Raw genomic sequence first — 22527 nt, forward strand, 5'->3', positions numbered from 1 at the left:
AGTGCGCGATTGGGAACGATCAATCGCGCGGTTCGGCGCCACTCAGCGCCGTTCGCGCCACCATAGTCCGAGCATGGCCAGCGCGAAGGCCACGCCGAACGGCCACGCCGGCAGCGGGCGGGTGGCGCTGGTGGCAGGGGCCGGCGTGCGCGCGGCATAGGCCAGCGTGGCGTCGCGGCGCTGGGCGCGCTGCCACAGTGGCCAGTCGCCGTCGCGGTACACATAGACCGCATGCGCCTCGGGCGCTGACTGTCCGGCGCCCTCCCGTGCCGCCTGCACCGCGGCGCTTTGCGGCACGCGCCGCGCCTGTACGGCCAGCCAGCCGCTCCGGCGCGGCCACAGCGCCACGCAGGCGGCGTCCACCAGGTCCGCACGGCGCTGCCAGGGCAATGCCTGCCCCAGGGCCGGGAACGCCACCGCATCCGTCCGCGCCAGTCCGTCGCCGCGCGCGCACAGCGCCAGGCGCTGGCGCGGCAACGGCATCTCGTCCGGATCGAGCCAGGCCAGGTCCTGGCGGCGCCGTACGTCAAGGCGGTCGAGCACGTCCTGCCACCACAGCGCCAGCCGGCGCGGCTCGCTGATCGAAAGGCGGTGCCAGCCGCCCACGCCGAGCCAGCCGATGCGGCCTTGGCGCCAGCCGCGCGTCCAGATGCCGCCGGCGCCCGACCAGGCGGCCGCAGCGCCGGCGGAGGTGCCGGTCTCGTTCGGATTCCAGGCGGCGGAGGCCAGCGCCAGCGCGCCGACGGTCCTGTCGGCCGGCTGCGGGCGCAGCGGCAATCCGACGCTGCGCGACCACAGGCCGGCATCGGCCGCATTCGCGCCCAGCACCAGCAGGCGCCCGCCCTCGGCCACGCGCGCCAGCACGGCGGCGCGGGCGGCGTCGCCGGCATGCTCGAACCAGGCGGCGTCGACGATCTCCAGGTCGGGTTGCGTCATCGGCGCGCGCGCGGTCTCGCTGCGCGACAACGCCTTGCCGAGCGCCACCTGCCAGTCGATGACGGCGCCGCTGCCGGCCAGCAGGTCGTCCAGCGCGCGCAGGTCGAAGGATGGCGCGCCGAAGCGCCCGCGCACCTGCAGCGGCAGCGGCGCCGTCACGCGCAGCGGCACCGGCCCCTCGTCCACGATCTTGCCGGCGCCGTCGAACAGGCGCGCCCGCAGCACCACGTTCTCGGCCAGCGGCGGCAGCCACTGCACGGCCAGCGGGCCGCTGCCCTTGTCCTCGGCCAGCACCTGCCCGTTCTCGGCCAGCAGCTGCAGCCTGCCCGGCGCCTGCCAGCTGCGCTCCAGGCGCAGGGTAAAGATGCGGCCGAGCGCGACGGCGGACGGGAAATCGAGACGCAGCGCCGGCGTATCCGGCGGTTTCCAGTCGAGCGGCAGCGCCGGCAGGTCGCGCCACTGGGCGGCGCGCAAGCCGTCGCCCTGCAGGCGCAGGCGAGTGACGCCGTTCAGGTCGGGCGGCGTGCCGGCATCCCACGCCGCCGGCGCCAGCGTCAGCGTGCCGGCGGCATCGGCCGCCGTGCGCGGCAGCGTGACGAGGTCGGCGCCGGCGAGGCCGGCCAGCGCCAGCGCCGCCACGGCGGCCAGCAGCGCATCGATCCAGCGCCGCCGCCGCGCGTAGGCAACCATGCTGAGCACGCCGATGGCGAGCGCGCCGATGGCGGTCCACATCGTCATCGTCGTCATCGGCTGTCTCCGCGCATGGCCCTGTCGAACGGCGTGTCGGTCGCCGGCCGCGCCTGCAACAGGACCGGCGCCTCGCCTACGCCGGCGCGCAGCCAGGCGCGCAGCACCGGGCGGCAGGCCGCGCAGCCGTCGGCCACGTCCTGGATCGCGCGCTGCGCTGCCAGGCGCTGGGCGTCATCCCTGATCCGTTCGCGCACCCAGTCGTGCGCGGTGCGCGTCCACAGCGCCGGCAGGGGGCCGTCGCCGGCCAGCGCCGCCGCCAGCGCGCGCAAGCTCGCCGGCACGGCATCGTCCGCTGCCGCCTGTTCGCGCCGGACGCTGGCGGTGCCGGCCATGTCGCCGCTGAGGCGCTTGTCTTCCTTGATCGGCGGCGGCGCGAACGCGGTCTTGTGCAGGTAGATACGCTCGGACTGCTGCAATTGCTTGATCGCGTCCAGCGCCTTGTGCTCGGGCGGCAATGCGCCGGCCGGCGCGATCGCGCGCAGCGCCTTTTCGGCCTCCCACATCGCGCCCAGGGCGCGGCGCAGGATCTTCTTGGTGGCGTCGTCGAACAGGGTGGCATTCTCGGCCTGGTCGTGGGCGTGGCCGAATTCGTGCAGCACGTCCTGCTTGCCGTGCCCGCCATGGTCGTCGTGCTCGTCGTGTTCTCCGGCGCCGAACAGCGTCGATTCCTCGCCCAGGAACTGGCCGTAGCGGCGCCGCAGCACCGCCTGGTCGGACGCGATCGATTCGCTGCGCTCGCGCACCTCGGCCGCGCCCATTTTTTTGGCGCGCATGTCCGCCACCAGTTGTTCGGTATCGATGATCACCTGGCGCTGGCTGCGCAGGCTTTCCGGCTTGACCAGCATCGGCAGCGCCGACGTGTCCTGTTCGTCCTCCGACGGCGGCGCCGGCAGGCGCAGCGTGTAGGTCGGCGACTGCACCGCATGCGGCTTCATTGCGTTGTCGGCGGCGCGCACGAAGAAATACAACTCGTCGCCCGGTTCCATCCCGAGTTCGGCGATCGACCAGGTTTTCGACCAGTCGCGCCGGCGCGGGTCGCTCGACGCCGGCAGCGGCATTTCGCGGTCGGTGAAGCGGATATTCTCTCCGCTGCCGCGCGCCAGCGTCAGGTGCAGGGTGGCGCGCACGATGCGGTAGTCGTCGCGCACCGACACGGCCAGCGCCGCGCCGGCGGCATCGCGCGCCAGTTCCTTGACCATCTCGTTCGGCTGCGTGACGACGATCTCGGGCGCGGTGTCGGGCACCACCTTGACGGTGTAGCGCGCGCCGCGCCAGCGCCAGAATACCGATTCGGCGGCGGTCCAGCGCGCGCAGGCGGCGCCGGGGTGCAGCACCCGGCCGTCGCTCAGTTCGACGGTTTCCGGCGCGGCGCCGGCATCGTTCGAGCACCACTCGACCACGGTCTGCTCCGGCACCTGCACGTCGCGCGGCGCCGAGGACGACGGCGCCACGCCGGTGTAGGCCGGCGGCGCCAGTTTCACGACCAGCTGCGCCGGCGCCGGCGCGGCGGCCACCGCTGCCCTGGCCGGCTGCATATGCCTTCCCGCGCCGGCGGGTGCGCCCGCGCCGGGCAGCAGTGCCGCGCCCCAGGCCAGCGCCGCCAGCGCCAGATCAAACGCCAGCCACGGCAGGGCCGCGCGCAGCGGCATGTGCACGCGCACGATGGCGCGCACCCGCTGCGGCGTGAGCGCCGCCTGCACCCGTTCCAGCAGGCGCCGCCGCTGCAGGCGCGCCAGCGGTGGCAGCGCCTCCTCGTCCGCTTGCGCCAGCAGGCCGGCGCTGTCCTCCATCTCCGGCAGGGCGGCGTCGATCCAGGCCGGCCAGCCCAGCATCACTTTTCTCTGCAGGCGCAGGCCGTCCCAGGCGCAGAAGGCCGACCACGCCAGCAGGCCCGGCCCCGAGCGCAGCAACAGCCAGGGCAGGCTGCCGGCCACCCACAGGCCGGCGCGGCGCAGCTGCGCGGCGCGCAACAGCTTCGCCGCCAGCGTGCGCGCGACGTCAACGCCGGCGGACATGGGTCGCCATCCTTTCCAGCGCAAACAGCACGACCAGCGCCAGCGCCAGCATGGTGCGCAGCGCGCCGGACGCCGCGTTTGCCGATATGCCGGCCGGCGCGGCGGCGTCGGCCCGCAGCAGTTGCGGCGGCGCGGTGAACGGCGGCGGCGCCAGGTGCAGGCGCGCGTAGCGTTCCAGCAGCGTGCGTGCGCCGCCGGCATCCGCCAGCGGCCAGGCATCCATGCTCCACAAGCGGCCGCGCGCGCTGTCGGCGTAGCGCAAGGCGCCCAGCGTGGCCGCCTTGGCCAGCTCGGGGAAGACGGGCGCGTTGCCCGCGGTGTCGCTGACCCACCACAGCGGTGCGCGCAGTCCGGGCGGGGGCGCTTGCGGCAGTTCCCACACGATCAGATCGGCAGCAGCCTGCGCGCCGGCATGCCGGCCGGAGGCGGCCGGGGAAGCGGAGGCGGCGCCCTCGTCCACCACGTAGCGGTGCGCGCCGCCAGCCGCGGCGAACAGGCGGCGCCAGTCGGTGGCGCGCGCGCTGTACACGGCGACGTGGATGGCGGTAGCGGCCGGCGCCGCAGTCCGCGCCGGCGTTTGCGGCGTATCCGCCCTGCCCGCCTGCGCATCCGGCTGCACTATCTGCTGCACTACCTGCTGCGGACGCAGTTCGACCTGGCGCCGGAAGCGCGGCAGCGTGGCCGGCATGGCGACCTCGCCGACCACCAACACGCGCGCGTCCGGCTTGAATTCGCGCTCGTGCGCGTGCAGCCAGGCGGCGGCATCGCGGTCGGGCAAGGCGACGCGCCGCGCCTGCGCGAAACCCGCCATGCCGTTTGCCGCGCCGCCGGGCACGACGAGCACCGTATCGCCGCGCCACGCCGGCACCGGATCGGCCAGCAGCGCGACCAGCGCCAGCAAGAGCAAACAGCGCAGCAGCAGGAGCGGCAAGTCGTCCAGCCGCCAGCTGCGCAGCTGCCTCGGCTGCGCCGCCGGCAGGAAGCGCGCCGTGGCCAGCAGCGCCATGCGGTCCTGCTCGCGCTTCCTGCGGTGCCACAGCACCGGCAGCAGCAATACCGGCAGCGCCCACCACCACGATGCGTTCATGCGCGTCCCGTCCGGCGTTGCGCCGTGCGCAGCCACTCGCGCAGGATGGCGCCCGGCGCGCGCTCGATGCAGGCCGCCAGCAGCGGTACATCGTTGCGTCGGCACTCGGCGTTTACCGTGCCGAAATGCGCTTCCCGGTTGCGCAGGTAGGCCGCGCGCACGTCGCGCCCGAAGCGGAACACGCCGTCCGGCCGTTCCGGGTCGCGGTAGGCCGGCGCCGCATCGAAGCCGCCCGCCACTTCGGCCTCGGTCTGCAGGCACAGCAGGCGTACGTCGTGGCGCATGCGGCGCAGGCGAACGAGGGCTTCCGACAGCGGCGACGGCCAGTCCAGCCAGTCGCCGGCCGCGCACACCAGGCCGGACGCGTGCGTGAAGTGCAGCGCAGCGCGCAGCGCGGCGGCATCGGGCAACGCACCGCCGGCCGTGACGCCGTCCAGGCGCGCCAGCACGCGCTGCAAATGGCGCGGTCCGCGCGCGGCCGGCAGCACCTCGGCGCGCTCGCCCTGGCAGACCACCAGGCCGAAGGCGTCGCCCTGGCGCTGCGCCAGCGCCGCCACGCAGGCCAGCAGCAGGCGCGCGCAGCCCAGCTTGGTGAGACCGTCGACGCTGCGACTCGGTTCATCCATCGAAACGCTGGCGTCCAGCACCAGCCACGCCGCCACGTGGCTGTCGCGCTCGGCCTCGCGCACATAGTAGCGGTCGGCGCGCGCCAGCAGTTTCCAGTCGACGCGGCGCCACTCGTCGCCGGGAACATAGGCGCGGTATTCCGAGAACTCGACGCCGGCGCCGCGCTCGCGCCCGGCGTGGATGCCGTGCCCCAGGCCGGCCAGCACGTGGCGCACCGCCAGGTCGAGCTTGCCGGTATGCGCGCCCAGCGCGGAAGCTGCCGCCACCGCTTACTCGACGCGCACGCCGGCGCGCAGCGCGGCCAGGATGTCGGCGATGGCGACGCCGTCCGCCTCTGCCTCGAAGTTGCGCAGCACGCGGTGGGCCAGCACCGGCAGCAGCATCGCACCGAGGTCGTCGCGCGTGACCGCCAGGCGGCCCTGCATCAGCGCGCGCGCCTTGGACGCCAGCACCAGCGCCTGGCCGGCGCGCGGGCCGGCGCCCCAGCCGATGTGCTTGCGGATCGCTTCCACCGGCGAATCCGCCGGGCGCGTCGCGCGCACCAGGCGCGTGGCGTAGCGCAGCATCGCCTCCGAGATCTCGATGTCGCGCACCAGCTGCTGCAGGCGCAGCAGGTCGTGCACGTCCAGCGCCGGCGGCGCGTCGCCCAGGCCGGCGCGGGTGGTGGCGCCCACCATGGCGATTTCCTCGTCTTCGCTCGGGTAGCCGACGTCGATGCGCAGCAGGAAGCGGTCCAGCTGCGCTTCCGGCAGCGGGTAGGTGCCGGCCTGCTCGATCGGGTTCTGCGTGGCCAGCACGAAGAACGGCTGCGGCAGGCGGTGCGTGGTGCCGGCGAAGGTGACGGCGCGCTCCTGCATCGCTTCCAGCAGCGCAGATTGCGTCTTGGGCGGTGCGCGGTTGATCTCGTCGGCCAGCAGCACCTGCGTGAACACCGGTCCCTGCTGGAAGCGGAACACGCGCTGGCGCGTGGCGGCGTCTTCTTCCAGGATCTCGGTGCCGACGATATCGGTCGGCATCAGGTCGGGCGTGAACTGCACGCGGCGGAACGCCATGTTCGTCGCCTGCGCCAGCGATTTCACCAGCAGCGTCTTGCCGAGGCCGGGCACGCCCTCGACCAGGGCGTGCCCGCCGGCCAGCAGGCAGGTCACCAGCAGCTCGACCACCTCCTTCTGGCCGATGATCACGCGGCCCATGCTCGCCTTGAGCGCGTCGACCTTCGCCGCCAGGTCAGTAACGTCGTTTTCGGTCCATGCCACTTCTCGTTCAGCCACTGCCACTCCTAAGCGCCCAGCGCGTATTGGATGATGTTGATTGCAAAGCGCGTGTTGTCGACCGCCAGGAAACGCTTGTTGCGGAAGTCGTAGTCCCACTCGCAGCCGTAGTCCTTGTTCGAATACAGCACGCCGATGCGCCCTTTCACCTCGATCGCGCGCAGGTATTCGTGCACCAGGTCGTCGCCCCAGCCGTTCAGTTCCACGCCGGTGTTCGGCGGCCCGTCGAACTTGAAGAAGCTGGAATACAGGCGGTGCGTGTTGGGGATTTTCTTCATGGCGGACGCGCCGAAGATGCGCGCCATCTCGGCCTCGAAGGATTTCGCGAACAGGCCGTCGATGTCGTGGTTGCAGTCGTCCACGAACACGAAGCCGCCGCCTTTGACGTAGCGCTCGAAGTTCTTGCGCTCCGCGGACGTGAACTGCACCAGCCGGTGCCCGGCCAGGTAGCAGAACGGCGCTTCCAGCATCTTCGGGTCGGACAGGGCGATCACACGTTCGGTCTTATCGACGCGCAGCGTGGTGTACTCGACCAGGGAATTGAGCACATTGCTGGGCATGCGGATGTCCACGTCCCAGTCGCCGGAGTCGTACATCAGGCGTGTGAAATAAAAGTCGTACGTGGACATCGACAGCCGGCCCTTACACCGCGTCCGACAGCGAGGTGAAGTTGAAATCGCGGATGCGCATCGGCGGAATCACCATCTGGAACGGCACCTCGTCGCCGCCGATGACGACCGGCTTGCCGAGCGCGTCGACGTTGTTGAGCATCGTGACCGGGCTTTCGTTGAAGCGGAAATTCTTGATCGGGTACTTGATCTTTCCGTTCTCGACATAGAAGGTGCCGTCGCGCGTGAGGCCGGTCAGCAGCAGCGATTGCGGATCCACCATGCGGATGTACCAGGTGCGGGTGACGATCACGCCCTTTTTCGTTTCCGCGACCAGCTCTTCCAGCGACTTGGTCCCGCCGGCCATGATCATGTTGCCGTGGCGCGCAGTCGGCGCCGCGCCGTTCTTCTGCGCCCAGTAGCGCGAGTAATCCAGCGCGGCGACCTTGCCGTTCCTGATGATGTCGGTGCGCCGGCGCGCCAGCATCGATTGCGCATCCCATGGGCTGACCGGCACGTCCTTGTCCCACGGGTCGGCCCAGACGTTCACCTGCGGGTCGAACAACTGCTCGCCCAGGCGATTGCCGCCGCCCTTTTTCGCCAGGAAGCTGCGGCCTTCGTCGGCCTGGCGTGCGCCGAAGGCGCCGAACATGCGCCCGACGATCTCGGACGTCGCCGCCGGCTCCAGGATCACGGTGTAGCGGCCCGGCTCGATCGCCTTCGCATCCACCGAGCGCAGCGCTTTCTCTATCGCGACGGCGGCCGCCTCGCGCGCGTCGAAGCGCTGCGCATCGACCGCCGAGCGCGTCACCCAGCCCGAGCCGCGGCCATCCTCGGTGCGCGCGGTGCAGGTGAAGCCGAGGTTCGTATAGGCGCGATGGCCGAACACGCCCTTCGAATTGGCGATGGCTTCGTAGCCGGTGACGTCGGTGAAGAAGCCGGCGGTAATCAACTTGTTCTGGCGGCCGGCCAGGATCGCGTGCGACGCCGCTTCGGCGCGGTAGTCCGGGTCGATGGCGGCGGTGGCGGCCACGTATTCCGCGCTCGCCTTGAAGTCCTGCCTGCCCGGCAGCGGCACGTATTCCGGGTTTTCCGGCGCCAGCCGCGCGATGTCCTCGGCGCGGCGCACCGCCTGCGCCAAGGACTTGTCGTCGAATTCGTTGACGGTGGCGGTGCCCTGGCGTTTGCCGAAGGCGACCGTGACACTCAAGCGTCGGTCCTCGTTCAGGCCGGCGGTGGAAACGCCGCTGCGGGCGAAGCGGATGTTGCCCTGCCGGCTGCCGGCGATGGCCACGCTGCATTCGTCGGCCTTGGAAAAGCCGAGCACGCGCTCGCAGATGCGGCGCGATTGGTCTTCATCGAGTTGCTGCATGCTGCGCCCCCTATGCGATCTTGCGGCCGGTGTTGATGACGTTGATGCCGTTGAAGCGCGTGGTGCTCGACCCGTGCGACACCGCGCTGACCTGGCTCGGCTGGCCCTTGCCGTCGAAGAAGGAGCCGCTCATGCGCCAGTCGCGCTCGTCGCAGATCGCCGTGCAGGCGTTCCAGAAATCCTGGGTGTTCGACTGGTAGGCCACGTCTTCCAGCATCTGGCCGATCTTGCCGTCCTTGATCTCGAAGTACAGCTGGCCGCCGAACTGGAAATTGTAGCGCTGCTGGTCGATCGAATAGGAGCCGCGTCCGAGGATATAAATACCCTTCTTGACGTCCTTGACCATCTCGTCCGGCGTCAAGGGTGCCTTTCCCGCCGCCAGCGACACGTTGGGCATGCGCTGGAACTGCACGTTGCTCCAGCTGTCCGCGTACGAGCAGCCGTGCGATTCCTTTTCGCCGATGATGTGGGCCTGGTCGCGCGTGGCCTGGTAGTTGACCAGCACGCCGTCCCTGACGATGTCCCAGCGTTTCGTGGGCACGCCCTCGTCGTCGTAGCCGACCGCACCGAGCGAACCCGGCGTGGTCTTTTCGCCGCTGAAGTTGACGATGAGCGATCCGAACTTGAACGTCTTCGATTCCCACTTGTCCAGCGTGCAGAAGCTGGTGCCGGCGTAGTTGGCCTCGTAGCCGAGCACGCGATCCAGCTCGGTCGGGTGTCCCACCGATTCGTGGATCGTCAGGAACAGGTTTTCCGGCGCCAGCACCAGGTCGTACTTGCCCGGATCGACGCTCTTCGCGCTCAGCTTGGCGCGCGCCTGGCGGCCGGCGTTCCTTGCCTCCTCGACGATGTCGTAGCCGCCCCGGTACAGCGTGGCGACGCCGCCGGCGGCGCGCACCTTGTGCTCGGGTTTCACGTCGAACCACTCGTAGCCCATGCCCACCGGCGGCGCCAGGCCGGCGCGCGAGCGGAACTTGCCGCTGGCCTTGTCCACGGCGGTGGCGTTGATCGGCGCCCACAGGCGGTGGATGTCCTGGTCGATGTAGGAACCGTCGGTGGAAGCAAAATACTTTTGCTGGTTGATCTGGAAGAGGTTCGCCGTCATGAAGCTGGCGCCGGCATCCAGGCCCGCCTTGTTGGCGGCGATCAGCATCTCGGCCTTGTCCTTGACCGGCACGCTGCGCCAGTCGCGCTTGAACGGGGTGGCCCAGGCCACTTCTCCCACGCCTTTCACGGGGGCCAGCACCACCGGCTCGGTCTGCAGCCTGGCATTGGCCTTGGCGATCGCCACTGCCTGGCGCGCCGCGTTGGCGACCGCATCCGGCGTCATGGCGTTGGTGGCGGCGAAGCCGTAGGCGCCGGCGGCGATCACGCGCACGCCGACGCCGCTCGATTCGGTGTTGGTCACGCCTTGCACGTTCAGGTCGCGCGTGGTGATGTACTGGTTCAGGTAGCGGCCGATGCGCACGTCGCAGTAGGAGGCGCCGGCTTTCCTGGCGGCGTCCATGGCGGTGTCGGCCAGCGCCTTCTTGGCGCTGGTAGCCATCGGGTTGAGCAGTTCCTCGGCGGCGATGGCGTTGCCGAAGACCGGGACCAGCATGGCGCCGGCGGTGCCGGCGCCGATCTTGATGAAGGTGCGACGTTCCATGGGGAGTGTCCAATAATCGGTGTTGCCTGCACGTTGGCTACGTCAGCAAACCCGTCGTCCCCGCCTGCGCGGGGACGACGGCTTTAGGGTACGCAACCAAGCTCTGAGCCGACATTTTTCAAGCGTCTTTTCACACCGCATCCGACAACGACGTGAAGTTGAAATCGCGTACCTTCATCGGCGGAATCGCCATCTGGTACGCCACCTCGTCGCCGCCGATGATCACCGGCTTGCCGATTTCCTCGATGTTGTTGAGCATCGTGACCGGGCTTTCGTTGAAGCGGAAATTCTTGATCGGGTACTTGATCTTGCCGTTCTCGATATAGAAGGTGCCGTCGCGCGTGAGGCCGGTCAGCAGCACCGATTGCGGGTCCACCAGGCGGATGTACCAGGTGCGCGTGACCAGGATGCCCTTCTTGGTGTTGGCGATCAGCTCGGCGGTCGACTTGTTCGTGCCGGCCATGATCAGGTTGCCCGGCGTGGCGGTCGGCTTCACGCCCTTCTTCTTGGCCCAATACTGCGAGTAATCCAGCGCGTTGACCTTGCCGTCCTTGATGATGTCCACGCGCTCGCGCGCGATCAGGGACTGGGCGTCCCACGGCAGCACCGGCACGTCCGGGTTCCACGGGTCGGTCCAGATGTTCACCTGCTGGTCGAACAGTTTATCGCCCAGGCGCGAGGCGCCGCCCTTCTTCGACAGGAAGCTGCGGCCCTCGTCGGTCTGGCGCGCATCGAAGCCGGACATCATGAAGCCGATCAGTTCGGAGGTCGCCGCCGGCTCCAGGATCACGGTGTAGCGGCCCGGCTCGATCGCTTTCGCATCCACGGAACGCAGCGCCTTTTCGATGGCCACGTCGGCCGCCTCGCGCGCGTCGAAGCGGCTGGCGTCCAGCGCCGAGCGCTTGACCCAGCCCGAACCGCGCCCGTCCTCGGTGCGCACGGTGCAGGTGAAATCGAGGCCGGTCTGCTGCTGGTGGCCGAACACGCCGTTCGAGTTGGCCACGGTGCTGAACGCCGTGCTGTCGGTGAAGAAGCCGGCGGCCACCAGCTTGTTCTTGCGGCAGGCCTCGATCGCGTAGGCCGCCGCTTGCGCGCGGAATTCCGGATCGATGGCGGCGGTTTTCGCGCTGAAGGTGGCCGATTCCTTGTAGGCTTGCTTGGCCACGGCCGGCATGAATTCCGGGTTTTCCGGCGCCAGGCGCGCCAGGTCCTCGGCGCGGCGCACCACTTTTTCCAGCGACTTGTCGTCGTACTCGTTGATGCTGGCGGTGCCCTGGCGCTTGCCGAAGGCCACCTGCACGGTCACGGCGGTGTTCTCGGCCAGGCCGGCGGTGGAAACGGCGTTGCGGGCGAAGCGGATGTTGCCTTCCCGGCTGCCGCCGACGCTGACGATGCACTCGTCGGCTTTGCTCAAGGCGAGGACGCGCTCGCAGATGCGCTTGGTCTGTTCCTGGTTCAGGATGGTCATGTCGTGGTTCCTGCCTTAGCCGATCTTGCGGGCGGTGTTGATGACGTTGATGCCGTTGAAGCGCGCGGTGGAAGAACCGTGCGAGACGATGCTGATCTGCGGCGGCTGTCCCTTGCCGTCGAAGAAGGAGCCGCCCATGCGCCAGTCGCGCTCGTCGCAGATCGCCGTGCAGGCGTTCCAGAAATCCTGGGTGTTCGACTGGTAGGCGACGTCTTCCAGCATTTGCCCGATCTTGCCGTTGTTGATCTCGTAGAACAGCTGGCCGCCGAATTGGAAATTGTAGCGCTGCTGGTCGATCGAGAACGAGCCGTCGCCGACGATGTAGATACCCTTCTTGATGTCCTTGACCATCTCGTCCGGGCTGAGCGCCTTCTTGCCGGCCTGGAGCGACACGTTGGGCATGCGCTGGAACTGCACGTTGCTCCAGCTGTCTGCGTACGAGCAGCCGTGCGATTCCTTTTCGCCGATGATGTGGGCCTGGTCGCGCGTGGCCTGGTAGTTGACCAGGATGCCGTCCTTGATGATGTCCCAGCGCTTGCACTTGACGCCTTCGTCGTCGTAGCCGACGTTGCCGAGCGAGCCGGGCGTGGTCTTGTCGGCGACGATGTTCACCAGGGGCGAGCCGTACTTGAAATTCTTGCTCTGCCATTTGTCGAGCGTGGCGAAGCTGGTGCCGGCGTAGTTGGCTTCGTAGCCGAGCACGCGATCCAGTTCGGTCGGGTGGCCCACCGACTCGTGGATGGTCAGGAACAGGTGCTCGGGCGAGAGCATCAGGTCGTACTTGCCCGGCGCGACCGACTTCGCGGTCAGCTTGCGTTTGGCGTCGCGCCCGGCGGCGCGTGCATCCTCGACGATGTCGTAGGACTTGGTGTACAGCGTGGCGACGCCGCCGGCGGCCTTGATCTTGTCCTGGGCGCGCGCGTCCAGGTATTCGTAGCCCATGCCCACCGGCGTCGACAGGCCGCTGCGCGAACGGAACTTGCCGCTGGCCTTGTCGACCGCGGTGGCCGACAGCGGCGCCCACAGGCGCTGCAAGTCCTGGTCGATGTAGGAACCGTCGGTGGAGGCGAAGTACTTTTGCTGGTTCACCTGGAACAGCATCGACTGCATGAAGTTGGCGCCGGCGTCCATGCCGGCCTTGTTGGCGGCGATCAGCAGCTCGGCCTTGTCCTTGATCGGCACCGCGCGCCAGTCCTTGACCACTGGCGTGGCCCAGGCCACCTCGCCCGCGCCTTTCACGGGCGCCAGCTGCACCGGTTCCGACTGCAGCCGGGCGTTGGCCTTGGCGATCGCCACCGCCTGGCGCGCCGCGCCGGCGATGCCGTCCGCACTCATGTCGCTGGTGGCGGCGAAGCCGTAGGCGCCGTTGCAGATCACGCGCACGCCGACGCCGGCCGATTCGGTATTCGTCACGTTCTCGACGTTGAGGTCGCGCGTGATGATGTACTGGTTGAGGTAGCGGCCGATGCGCACGTCGCAGTACGAGGCGCCGGCCTTGGTGGCGGCGTTCATGGCGACGTCGGCCAGTGCCTTCTTCGCAGTCACCGCCATCGGGGCGAGCAGTTCTTCGGCGGCGATCGCGCGCCCGAACACGGGAACCAGCAGCGACCCGAAGGCCAGGCTGCCGACGTTGAGGAAGGTACGGCGTTCCATGCTATCTCCTGAACAACATCACATCATCGGACGTTGGCGCGCCGGCCCGCATGGCTGCGGCGCCGGCGCGCCCGTTTGGACTGCGGCCCGGCGCCTCGGCCTGTCATTTTTTACTGCGGCGCACCGTCGAGCGATAACAACTGCACAAGAAAACGGTTGAACAGTAACAGCAAGTTGAAGTTTTGGATAGGCAATTTTTATGCTGTATGCAACAGCGGCGCCGGGTGGCGCGCACGGCGCACCGTGCTGATGCGGCTGCCCCATCGCAGTGCTGGATGCACCAGGTAAACGGTGAGAATGTGGGGTTTGCCGGCGGTACCGGGGTGCCATGCGGTGGCGGGCGAGCGGGCTTGCGGATGGCGGACGCCGCCAATATCCGAAGCCTGGAAGAAGCTCAGCGAAGCTGGGCCTGGCCGGCCGGCTGCATCATCGCGCGCACCGTGGCGTCTTTTTGCAGCACGAAGTCATGGCCCGCCAACACGAAGTTGGTGGTTGGCTGGATGACCTTGACGTTGACGAACACGGCATCGGGCGTCTCGGCGTAGGAACCGACGACCACGGCCTGTGCGTCGTGGGTGTGCGCTACCTCGCCGATCTCGCGCGTGAGCATCAATTCGCCCTGGTTGCGTTTCAGGTACACGCTGTTGCGCAGCTTCATTTCAAGCATTTTCAGCCCGCCTTGCGCGAGCCGGGTCGAGACTTGCTCCGACACCAGCCGCCCGAGCGTCGAGGTCTGCTCGAGCGCATCGATGTTGACGATGGTCGCCATGATCAGCGGCTTGTCGGCGGACAGCTTGCCTTTCAATTGCGCCAGCAAGGCATCGGCCGCGCCGTAGTTGGCATCGACGACCAGATTGGCTGGCTGCACCGGAGCGTAGTCGCCATCGGCCGGCCTCTCGTAGGCGCAGGCCGCCAGCATCGCGGGGACGAGCAACACGGCAAGCGCTTTCTTGACACAGTTCATTTCGCCTCCCCGGTGACCGCGAACGTCTTCACCGGCTGCGCTGGCCGCAGGGGCGCCGTTTCATACAGCCGGCGGTCGCTGTCGACCGTATAGTAAACCGACGTCTGGCGCGCGTAGTAGCGCTGGTCGTCGGACACGGCGACGGTGACGATGATCTCGGTTTTCGGCGTGTCGCCGGACGAGAACTGGGACCGGAACCAGGCATAGGCATCGTCGGCGAAAATGGCGGCCGTGGCAAGCCCGAGGGCGGTGTGGTGCACTTCCGTCAGCGCCCATACGCCAGCAACGAGGGCGGAGCGCTCGCCATGGTACTTGTATTGCGGGCGATCGCCGGAGAACGCCACCACCTGCGTGTCGACCTCGACCTTCAGGGCATCGCGCGGCGTCTTCGCCACGACGTAGCCGTCGTTGACGAGCGAGGTCATCAGTTGGCCTGCGACCGCGCGCGTAAAGGGCGTGCCCTGCAGCGGCTGCACGTATAGCGCCACGCGCGGGCCGTTGTTCAGCGCCGGCAGCAACTGCTTTTCGATGTGTCCGGTAATTGCCGTCCAGTGCGCGCCAGCCTGCAATTTCTGCTGCTCGCTGGTCGGGAAATGGGTCGCGACCGGGACTGGGCTGTAAGGGGTGGCGCATCCCGTGGCGAGCACGGTCACACCGACCATCGCCGCGATGCGGCTGAGCTGTTCTCTCATCTTCTGCGATCTCGTTGCCGCACCCGGCAAGCCTGGTGCCTGAAGCCAAAACTCTAGCATGTCAATTTCCCCAATGCAATTTTTTGCAAAAAGGTGAGGATGGGGTACAACATCAACCCTGCGCGCGCCGGACAGCCAACGCCGCTACACTGGCCATTGCCATTCACGGCAAGCCTGCCGGTACCCTTGCAGGCAGCGACTTCTTACGGAAACCGATCATGCACCGCACCCGCTCGCGCAATTGCCGCACCTCACCCGCTCACCGTACGCACCCCATCCTGCTGGCCTGCCTGTCGGCTGTGATGCTGTTGTCATCCGCTAGCTTCGATGCCGCGGCACAGGCAGCGGCCCCCGATACGCGCTATGAACGCGTGGCGCCCAGCCCGGATGGCATCGGCAAGCGCTACATGGGCCGCGAAATCGCCGGCGTGATGGGATGGGAGGGCGCGCAATGGCTCGAGCGCGAAAGCCGCGCGCACGAGGAGCGGCCGGAACTGCTTCTGCGGGAACTGGCGCTGGTGCCCGGCATGACGGTGGCCGACATCGGCGCCGGCACCGGCTACTACACCTGGCAGCTGGCGAAACGGGTCGGGCCCGGCGGGCGGGTGTATGCAGTGGACGTGCAGCCGGAAATGATCAGGCTGCTCGACAGCCAGATGGCAAAGCGCGGCGTGCGCAACGTGGTCTCGGTGCTGGGCAGCGAAACCACCGTCAAACTGCCGCCCGCCAGCGTCGACGTGGCGATCATGGTCGATGTCTACCACGAGCTCGCCTATCCCTCGGAAGTCCTCGACAGCATCGTCGAGGCCCTGAAGCCGGGCGGGCGCGTCGTCTTCGTCGAATACCGGGCCGAGGATCCGGCAGTCGCGATCAAGCCGCTGCACAAGATGAGCGCGCCGCAGGTACGGCGTGAAGCCACGGCGCATGGCCTGAAGTGGGAACGCAGCATCGAATCGTTGCCGATCCAGCATGCGATCGTGTTTCGCAAGCCCTGATGCAGATTGCTTGCCGTTGCTATCGATGCGTAGCGGGCAGAGGGCTGAAGTGGTCCTGTGACGAATTCCATTAGAGAGAGCCCCACAGTGACGGCCCGTGAGTGCGCCGTTCGTGTGCTTGGGCTCGCGGGGCAATCGGTCAAACAGCCGACCGTCTACCGAGAACGGCAAGGTTTTGCGACAGCCGTTCATGGAGTATCTTTTTCCACGCCGGGTCGAGACACTGTGTCGCCATGGCGAAGCTGGCCGCGATACGCCCGAGCAAAGCGTCAAGATAGTCCGCCGCATCCACTGGCCCTGCAAATCCAAAGCGATGCGCGTCAGCCAGTACCGCCTCCCTGGAAATGTCGAAGCGTCCCAGCGCCAGCTGCATGTAAAGCCGCGTCGGCGTTTCGACCGGGTTGGGCACGACATCGAAAGCCGGCGCGAGCCGCCAGCGGCGCTCGTCCGAACGGTAGACGATCGCGTGATTGCGCACGTGGTCATCGTCGTTGCCGCACACCGCATTGAATACCATGCGGCCGAACAGTTCCACGCGGTCTTCCATTGGCAGCCCCGCCAGCTTCAGCTCGTCGGCCAGGCGCGGATAACTGCAGCGATCGGTCTGTGGAATGCCTGGATATTCCGCCTGCAGCAAGGAGGCGGCGCTCACGCACATGTGGCGCTGCAGATGGGTGCGGTCGAACCGCAGGACACGTACGGCACTGCGACCACCCGACGTCCCTTCCTGTAGCGTCCAACCGTTACCCAATCGCCGGTATCGGGCCGTTGCAGGTACACATACAAAGGCTTAGAAGTATTCATCCTCGTCGCCCTTTTCTTGCCGGGTCAACTTGACGCGGTGGCCGACCTCACCCTGCCACAGTTCCACAGGCAATACCGGCACCGCGCGATCGGCGATTCCCAATGCAAGAAAGGCCGTCACATAAGCGCCTGCCCCCGCGCCCGGATCGCCTTTTTCGAGGCGCAGCAAGGTGGCGCGCGACACGCCCAGCCGCGCGGACAAGTCGGCGACGGTGATGCGCTGGCGCAGGCGCTGGGTGCGAATACATCTGCCCCATATGATGAGCCGCTCTAAAACGAGTGTTGGCCAGGTTTGCGTGTTGGTGAGCTTCTTGGGCATGATCGGCTTGCTGCATAGTTGAGTCGTTATGAAGCCTAACGTATCATCTATGAACATTCTCAGCAATAGATCAGCATCATAGATGTTTCTTTATATCGCATAAAGAAGCATCTATAAAGCACAAACTATCTGGAATCCAATCGATTCGAACTGGTAATGTTCAACGCTTCACCGGCGTGAAATTCAAATCCTGGAAGTCGTAGCTGAAATCGGTCTCGGTGGAAATCGGCTGCATGCGCATGCGCTCGATGCTGCCGTCCGGGTTGAGCGAGAACGTCACGTAGGCGTCGGCATTGAAATTCCTCTCCTTCCAGCGCACGATGAAGGTGTCGTGCTGGAAGTGCTCCAGCTCGCCGGTGAGATCCGGCGTGCGCGTAAAGGTCAGCAGTTGCTTGCCGCCGCTGTGGCGGATGGTGGCGAGGCCGTACCACGGGTCCTGGTAGTCGCCGTCGTAGGCCGTGCGCGCCAGCGAGGGCTGCGACCTGGCGGCGCGCGCCGACCTGGTCTTGCCCAGTCGCGCCTGCTCCTTCTCGTGGTTTTCCTGGTCCACAGCCGCCACCGCGCCGATCCAGTCCGGGCCGCCGGTCACGCCCAGGTAGCGGTCGAGCAGCTGGTACTGCAGCGCGTTGAGCGAGCCGCCGCTTTCGGCGTTGGTGAGAATCGCGATGCCGAGTTTCGCTTCCGGCACCAGCACCACCTTCGAATAAAAGCCCTGCAGCGCGCCGCTGTGCAGCGCCAGCAGTTTTCCTTGCCAGTCGCGCAGCTGGAAGCCCAGGCCGTAGGCGGCGAAGTTGGGGCGGGTGCCGGCCAGTTTCGGATTTGGCTCGGCGATGCGCATCGGCGTCTGCGCGGTCCACAGTTCGCGCGCCTGCTTGTCGCTGAACAGGCGGCGTTCCTTGCCGTCCGCATTCTTGCCCAGGCTGCCGCCGGCCAGCAGCACGTTCATCCAGCGCGCGATGTCCTCGGCATTGGTGTTGATGCCGACCGCGCCCACCGCGTTCGCCACCGGCATCGATTTCACGGCGGCGATCTTGCCGTCGATCTTGCTGTGCGGGCTGGCCAGGTCCGGGTTGCCGGCGTTTTCCGCCAGGCTGGTGGTCGTGGTCGCCATGCCGACCGGGGTCAGGATGCGCTCGCGGATCGTTTCTCCCCAGGTCTTGCCGGACTTCGCGGCGACGATCTTGCCGGCCACGATGTACAGCAAATTGTCGTAGGCATAGCTGCTGCGAAAGCTGGTGCTGGGCGCGATGAAGCGCAGCTTGTGGATGATCTCGTCGGTCGAGAAATTCGTGGTCGGCCACCACAGCAGGTCGCCCGCGCCCAGGCCCAGGCCGCTGCGGTGGGTGAGCAGGTCGCGCACCGTCATCTCGTGGGTGACGTAGGCGTCGTACATCTGGAAATCGGGCAAATGCTTGGTGACCGGATCGTCCCAGGCCAGCTTGCCCTCGTCGACCAGCATCGCCAGCGCGGCGGCGGTGAACGCCTTCGAGTTCGACGCGACCTCGAACAGCGTCTTGCCGTCCACCCTGGCCGGCTCGCCCAGCTTGCGCACGCCGAAGCCCTGGGCTGCCACGACGTTACCGTCCTTGACCACGGCAATGGCGATGCCCGGCACGTCGAACAGCTGCATGGTGCGGGTGACGTCGGCGGCCAGGGTGGCGTCGGCAACCGGGGCCGATGCGGCGGCGGACTGCATGGCCGGCGCCGCTTGGGGCCGGGCGAATGCGGTGCTGGCGAGGGGGGCGGCGGCGGCGGAATAGGCGATCAGGACTGCTGCGGCGATGCGTTTCATGGAATGCGCTCTCGGATGTCTCGTGGGGCGGGCACGCCGGACGGCGCGCGATGGGCGAGCGCAGGATAGCACTTAAGCTGATGCGGGGAAAGGAAGGATGCCGCCTACACCTTGGCACCCAGCCTGGCAGTCATCTCGCCAATAACGATGTGGATAATGCAGCGCAGCAGCCGCAATTCCCCGGCAAGGGACGCTCGCGCCCCTTCCGGCAAACAGCTGTTCTTGATCTCGATGGCCTCGTACAGCGCCTGGGCTTGCGGTTTGATCTGCTCGACCATCCGAGTCAGTTCACGCATGACCGTCGCCTTGCCCAGGCCCAGCCGGACGCCGGATTCCAGCAACATCGCTCGGGTGATGTCGCCAAAATACCTGGCGCCTTGCGGCGGTAGCGCCATCTCGACCTGCGGCCAGGCCGCCCTCTCCCCTGCCATCGCCGCCGTGGCATACACGGCGGTGCTGAGCAGGTCGTAGCTCGGCGCGATTTCGATACCGGCAGACGACACCAGGAATGAAACGTTCTTGAGATGGTTGTCGCCGTTGCCGACCAGTCCGGTCGAAACGATCGATCAGGTAGACGGGTTGCGGACAGTAGTGCCGATGCACCTTCGGCACGGGCAACCCGAGGCTGTCGGCCAGGCGCATCACGAAATACTCGTTGATGACAGACGCCGGATAATCTCCCGTCGGATGATCCGGTTTGAGGATATGCGTCGAAACGTCGCCCGGCAGCGGTTCGTACAGCCGGCCATTGCGATACACGACGGGAAGCTTGTGCTGGGCACCGGCCAAGGACATGTGCTTGGGGGCGTCGTGGCTCAGCGGCACCCGCGGCAGATTGCGAACCCGATCGGACAGCGTTTGATCCGTCAATGGCCGCAAGCCGGTCAGGGCCGCGGCAGGCTGTTGCGGATCTCGCAGCACCAGGGAGCCGGCCGATTCGGCGCCGTAGTAGGCGAGCAAACCGAACGCGTCCGCTTCCGGAATGGCGGCGTCCTTGGCCAGCACGCTGCGCAATGCTTCTTCCGGTAACAGATTATCGAAATACCATTGGACAGGACGATTACTCGCGCCGTCCCGATGCGTCGCCGCCATACGCGGCAAGGCCGGCGACAAATCGAATCCGTCCGCTGCCTGGACCCACGCCGGGTCGTAGTCGAAGGCCCACAGGTCGTTCTCTTCCCGCAAACGTCCTACCTGGACGTCGTTGATGAACACGTCCAGCACGCGCGCATCCATCATTCGCCTTCGGCTGGCGATGAGCGGCGCCGGCGGGACGGCGGACGCACCCCTTTTGCACGCAGCTTTTCCAGTTCCTCCATGGCAGCCGGAGGCACGTCCAACGCCACCTGGATGCCCAGTTCTTCCAGCAACCGCAGGACACGCCCCAGCTGGACGGTTTCCTTGCCGCGCTCGACGTCGCCGACGAATACCGCACCCAGGTTGGCGCTGCCGGCGACATCGTCCAGCCGCAGTCGGTGGGCGCGGCGGGTGGCGCGAATCAAGAGGCCGAGTTCCGCTACGGAATTAACAGGGAGGATCATTTGGGCACGTAACGATCTATGTGATGGCATATATTTTATTCCTACTCAGGCTGCCCATCCACAGAATGTATGCAATGACATATATTTTTTTAGGAGACAGTCTCACAAACAAAAAATCCATGCGATCGCATGTTTTTATCGCTGACAATGTTCAGCAGTATTCGCCATGATCTTCAAGTTCCTGGCAGGTCTCGTGCAAGCAATCAGGGCTGGTGCTGGTCCACCCACACCGGCGCCGACCACAGGATGGCGCCATCGTCCTGCGTCACCTTGGCATAGTAGAAATGCGGCCCCGGCGTGGGCGTAAAGGTGGTGTCGGGGTTCTTGGCGAACGGGGTAACGGTGCCGTTACGCCCCGGCACGCCTTGCATGAGCGCGACCGAGGCGGCGCGGCGGCCGTTGTCGCTGGCGTAGTGCACCTGCAGCGACAGCGGGCCGCTGTTGTCGAAGCGCTCGCCCATCAGGCGGCCGTTGGCGGTGAGCACCAATTGCGCGTGCTTGTCCATGGTGGCGAACACGCGCCGCGCGCGCAGCGCGTCGAGGAAACTGGCGCGCGTGAGCGGCACGCCGTTCGGGACCAGCACGGCGCTGCGGTTCGAATACGAGGCGCCCCAGTTGGCGCAGTGGTTGTCCTGGTTGCTGCTGAAGGCGACGTGGTAGCCTGCTTCCAGCAGCTTGTTGCAGGCCTGCTCGAAGTTGCTGCGCCGGGTTTCGGATTCGTCGTCGCGGTTGGAAAAGGCGGCGCTGTTCATCACTTCGCACAGGGCCATGGCGGCGTCGCCATCTGCGGTGTAGGCCAGCGGCTTGCCGTCGATGACGAACTGGCCGCCCGTGGCCGGGTGGTTGAACTGGCCGACCCAGCCGCGCTGGCGCATCAGCGTGTACAGGGCGGCGTAGTCGCCGCGTGCGGTGGCGGTGTCGGCCAGCAGGTCGCCCTTGGCGGTCTGTTCCCAGCCGAGCAGTTCGTCGGTGTTGAAGATGTTCAGGTGGCCGCCCTTGCTGATCACGCCCCACTCCAGGCCGTACAGGGCCAAGAAGCCGGGGTTGGCGGCGCTGAAGTCGCGCGCGGTCTGCAGGCCGGCGTGGTACAGGCGTTTTGCTTTGGCCGGGTCGGCGTCGCTCTTGGTGCCGTCCGAGCCGTCGTACATGTGGTTGTGCTCGGACACCATCAGGAAATCCAGGCCGCGATCGCGCGCGTACGGGTAGGCGGCGGCCGGGCCGTAGGGCGCGCTCTGTGGCTCCTGCGCGCCCTTGCACTCGCTTAATGGCGCGCCGCCGTCGCTGTCGCCGGTCTGGCTGTGCAGGTTGCCGTAATAGACGGTGTACGGCAGCGCGGACGGCGCCGGTGCGGCATCGGGAGATTGCACCGTATGGCCGGTCGGCAGCGGCTGGAAGGCCGGCAACGCTGGCGCCGGGATGGCGCCGACGCCGATGTCCCAGGATTGCTCGACGTCCTCGGCGGCGTCGCCGCTGCCGGTGGATGCCCCCATGCGCACGCGGTAGATGCCGGGCGCCGCCGGGCGGCCGTCGACCAGGCCGGGCCAGCGCACCGTCACGTCGAGCGGCTGGCCGGTCAGTGTCAGTGCGCCCTGCCAGGTGGCGACCACGCGGCCGCTAGGTGCCAGCAGGTCGAGCTGCCAGCGCGCGACGCGTGGTGCGGCCAGGCCGGGGTACTCGAAGGACAAGGTGAAGGTGCGCGCATCCGGCTGGGCGCGGCTGGTGGCGTCGCCGGCATACGGCGCGAGCAGGGTGGCTTCGAATTCGCTGTGTTCGTGCTGGACGACCGCAGCCGGCCCGCTGGAGGAACCGGCGCTGGCGCCGGGCACTACCGGGGCGGCGCCGGCGGCAAGGGTGAGCAGGCTGGCCGCAGCCAGCAGCGCTGGCCGGGACAGGAAGAAAGCGAACAGGAATGAGGTTTTCATGATGCAATTTTTACAATTGCATCGATTTCCACGTTGATGCGTGGATCATTCCTAAATTAAATA

Annotated in this window: 19 protein-coding genes and 2 pseudogenes; 1 reads left to right on the forward strand and 20 read right to left on the reverse strand. The window is 67.4% G+C overall.

Going from position 1 to position 22527, the window contains the following annotated elements; genetic code table 11:
- Positions 1-42: 42 nt before the first annotated feature.
- The 12 genes from HH212_RS06490 to HH212_RS06545 all read right to left on the reverse strand — a co-directional run bounded on the left by HH212_RS06490 (position 43) and on the right by HH212_RS06545 (position 15091).
- Positions 43-1683: a hypothetical protein gene (locus HH212_RS06490; protein ID WP_169434669.1), complete on the reverse strand. Its 1641-nt coding sequence runs from the start codon at positions 1681-1683 to the stop codon at positions 43-45.
- Positions 1680-3701, reverse strand: a complete 2022-nt coding sequence (locus tag HH212_RS06495; protein WP_169434670.1) for a hypothetical protein — start codon at positions 3699-3701, stop codon at positions 1680-1682. The genes HH212_RS06490 and HH212_RS06495 overlap by 4 nt, the downstream gene beginning before the upstream one ends.
- Positions 3685-4788 carry a BatA domain-containing protein gene (locus HH212_RS06500; protein ID WP_169434671.1) on the reverse strand — a complete coding sequence of 368 codons (1104 nt, stop codon included), beginning with the start codon at positions 4786-4788 and terminating at the stop codon, positions 3685-3687. Before HH212_RS06500 ends, HH212_RS06495 begins: the two co-directional genes overlap by 17 nt.
- Positions 4785-5681 (reverse strand): DUF58 domain-containing protein, encoded by an 897-nt coding sequence (locus tag HH212_RS06505; protein ID WP_169434672.1) that lies wholly within the window; start codon positions 5679-5681, stop codon positions 4785-4787. Before HH212_RS06505 ends, HH212_RS06500 begins: the two co-directional genes overlap by 4 nt.
- Before the next feature lie 3 nt (positions 5682-5684).
- A complete protein-coding gene (locus HH212_RS06510; RefSeq protein ID WP_211172464.1) occupies positions 5685-6686 on the reverse strand; it encodes an AAA family ATPase in 1002 nt (333 codons plus the stop codon).
- Positions 6687-6694: 8 nt separating this feature from the next.
- Positions 6695-7315 (reverse strand): DUF4159 domain-containing protein, encoded by a 621-nt coding sequence (locus HH212_RS06515; RefSeq protein ID WP_169434673.1) that lies wholly within the window; start codon positions 7313-7315, stop codon positions 6695-6697.
- 13 nt (positions 7316-7328) lie between these two features.
- Positions 7329-8666 (reverse strand): TldD/PmbA family protein, encoded by a 1338-nt coding sequence (locus HH212_RS06520; protein WP_169434674.1) that lies wholly within the window; start codon positions 8664-8666, stop codon positions 7329-7331.
- A 10-nt stretch (positions 8667-8676) separates the two neighbouring features.
- Positions 8677-10314, reverse strand: a complete 1638-nt coding sequence (locus tag HH212_RS06525) for a TldD/PmbA family protein (protein ID WP_169434675.1) — start codon at positions 10312-10314, stop codon at positions 8677-8679.
- A 130-nt stretch (positions 10315-10444) separates the two neighbouring features.
- Complete coding sequence (locus tag HH212_RS06530) at positions 10445-11782, reverse strand: TldD/PmbA family protein (protein WP_169434676.1); 1338 nt, start codon at positions 11780-11782, stop codon at positions 10445-10447.
- 15 nt (positions 11783-11797) lie between these two features.
- Positions 11798-13435 (reverse strand): TldD/PmbA family protein, encoded by a 1638-nt coding sequence (locus HH212_RS06535; protein ID WP_169434677.1) that lies wholly within the window; start codon positions 13433-13435, stop codon positions 11798-11800.
- Between the two features lie 394 nt (positions 13436-13829).
- Positions 13830-14399 (reverse strand): FlgO family outer membrane protein, encoded by a 570-nt coding sequence (locus HH212_RS06540; RefSeq protein WP_169434678.1) that lies wholly within the window; start codon positions 14397-14399, stop codon positions 13830-13832.
- Positions 14396-15091, reverse strand: coding sequence for a hypothetical protein (locus HH212_RS06545; protein WP_169434679.1), 696 nt, complete (start codon positions 15089-15091; stop codon positions 14396-14398). Before HH212_RS06545 ends, HH212_RS06540 begins: the two co-directional genes overlap by 4 nt.
- Before the next feature lie 218 nt (positions 15092-15309).
- Between HH212_RS06545 and HH212_RS06550 the strand changes: the two genes are divergently transcribed.
- Positions 15310-16086, forward strand: a complete 777-nt coding sequence (locus HH212_RS06550; protein ID WP_229217605.1) for a class I SAM-dependent methyltransferase — start codon at positions 15310-15312, stop codon at positions 16084-16086.
- 139 nt (positions 16087-16225) lie between these two features.
- Here HH212_RS06550 and HH212_RS06555 read toward each other — a convergent pair whose 3' ends face one another.
- The 8 genes and pseudogenes from HH212_RS06555 to HH212_RS06580 all read right to left on the reverse strand — a co-directional run bounded on the left by HH212_RS06555 (position 16226) and on the right by HH212_RS06580 (position 22464).
- Complete coding sequence (locus HH212_RS06555; RefSeq protein WP_169434680.1) at positions 16226-16837, reverse strand: HipA domain-containing protein; 612 nt, start codon at positions 16835-16837, stop codon at positions 16226-16228.
- A 39-nt stretch (positions 16838-16876) separates the two neighbouring features.
- Positions 16877-17209 (reverse strand): helix-turn-helix domain-containing protein, encoded by a 333-nt coding sequence (locus tag HH212_RS06560; RefSeq protein WP_169434681.1) that lies wholly within the window; start codon positions 17207-17209, stop codon positions 16877-16879.
- 160 nt (positions 17210-17369) lie between these two features.
- The gene (locus HH212_RS06565) at positions 17370-19001 is read right to left on the reverse strand and encodes a serine hydrolase (RefSeq protein WP_169434682.1); all 1632 of its coding nucleotides are present in this window, start codon (positions 18999-19001) and stop codon (positions 17370-17372) included.
- 104 nt (positions 19002-19105) lie between these two features.
- The gene (locus HH212_RS27685; protein WP_308633273.1) at positions 19106-19297 is read right to left on the reverse strand and encodes a hypothetical protein; all 192 of its coding nucleotides are present in this window, start codon (positions 19295-19297) and stop codon (positions 19106-19108) included.
- A gap of 144 nt (positions 19298-19441) precedes the next feature.
- Positions 19442-19504: pseudogene (locus HH212_RS27795) on the reverse strand (hypothetical protein); the annotation flags it as partial.
- A 91-nt stretch (positions 19505-19595) separates the two neighbouring features.
- A pseudogene (locus tag HH212_RS27695) lies at positions 19596-20240 on the reverse strand (HipA N-terminal domain-containing protein); the annotation flags it as partial.
- Positions 20237-20542: a helix-turn-helix domain-containing protein gene (locus HH212_RS06575; RefSeq protein WP_169434683.1), complete on the reverse strand. Its 306-nt coding sequence runs from the start codon at positions 20540-20542 to the stop codon at positions 20237-20239. The gene HH212_RS06575 and the pseudogene HH212_RS27695, both read right to left, overlap by 4 nt.
- A 203-nt stretch (positions 20543-20745) precedes the next feature.
- A complete protein-coding gene (locus tag HH212_RS06580) occupies positions 20746-22464 on the reverse strand; it encodes a CehA/McbA family metallohydrolase (RefSeq protein ID WP_169434684.1) in 1719 nt (572 codons plus the stop codon).
- Positions 22465-22527 lie beyond the last annotated feature (63 nt).

The sequence above is a fragment of the Massilia forsythiae genome (genome assembly GCF_012849555.1).
GTDB lineage: Bacteria > Pseudomonadota > Gammaproteobacteria > Burkholderiales > Burkholderiaceae_D > Telluria > Telluria forsythiae.

Coding starts and splice junctions, on each gene's coding strand:
- HH212_RS06520 (WP_169434674.1), bottom strand. CDS start 8,666: ATGCAGCAACTCGATGAAGACCAATCGCGCCGCATCTGCGAGCGCGTG.
- HH212_RS06580 (WP_169434684.1), bottom strand. CDS start 22,464: ATGAAAACCTCATTCCTGTTCGCTTTCTTCCTGTCCCGGCCAGCGCTG.
- HH212_RS06575 (WP_169434683.1), bottom strand. CDS start 20,542: ATGATCCTCCCTGTTAATTCCGTAGCGGAACTCGGCCTCTTGATTCGC.
- HH212_RS06500 (WP_169434671.1), bottom strand. CDS start 4,788: ATGAACGCATCGTGGTGGTGGGCGCTGCCGGTATTGCTGCTGCCGGTG.
- HH212_RS06490 (WP_169434669.1), bottom strand. CDS start 1,683: ATGACGACGATGACGATGTGGACCGCCATCGGCGCGCTCGCCATCGGC.
- HH212_RS06565 (WP_169434682.1), bottom strand. CDS start 19,001: ATGAAACGCATCGCCGCAGCAGTCCTGATCGCCTATTCCGCCGCCGCC.
- HH212_RS27685 (WP_308633273.1), bottom strand. CDS start 19,297: ATGCGTGAACTGACTCGGATGGTCGAGCAGATCAAACCGCAAGCCCAG.
- HH212_RS06525 (WP_169434675.1), bottom strand. CDS start 10,314: ATGGAACGTCGCACCTTCATCAAGATCGGCGCCGGCACCGCCGGCGCC.
- HH212_RS06535 (WP_169434677.1), bottom strand. CDS start 13,435: ATGGAACGCCGTACCTTCCTCAACGTCGGCAGCCTGGCCTTCGGGTCG.
- HH212_RS06550 (WP_229217605.1), top strand. CDS start 15,310: ATGCACCGCACCCGCTCGCGCAATTGCCGCACCTCACCCGCTCACCGT.
- HH212_RS06545 (WP_169434679.1), bottom strand. CDS start 15,091: ATGAGAGAACAGCTCAGCCGCATCGCGGCGATGGTCGGTGTGACCGTG.
- HH212_RS06540 (WP_169434678.1), bottom strand. CDS start 14,399: ATGAACTGTGTCAAGAAAGCGCTTGCCGTGTTGCTCGTCCCCGCGATG.
- HH212_RS06515 (WP_169434673.1), bottom strand. CDS start 7,315: ATGTCCACGTACGACTTTTATTTCACACGCCTGATGTACGACTCCGGC.
- HH212_RS06530 (WP_169434676.1), bottom strand. CDS start 11,782: ATGACCATCCTGAACCAGGAACAGACCAAGCGCATCTGCGAGCGCGTC.
- HH212_RS06495 (WP_169434670.1), bottom strand. CDS start 3,701: ATGTCCGCCGGCGTTGACGTCGCGCGCACGCTGGCGGCGAAGCTGTTG.
- HH212_RS06560 (WP_169434681.1), bottom strand. CDS start 17,209: ATGCCCAAGAAGCTCACCAACACGCAAACCTGGCCAACACTCGTTTTA.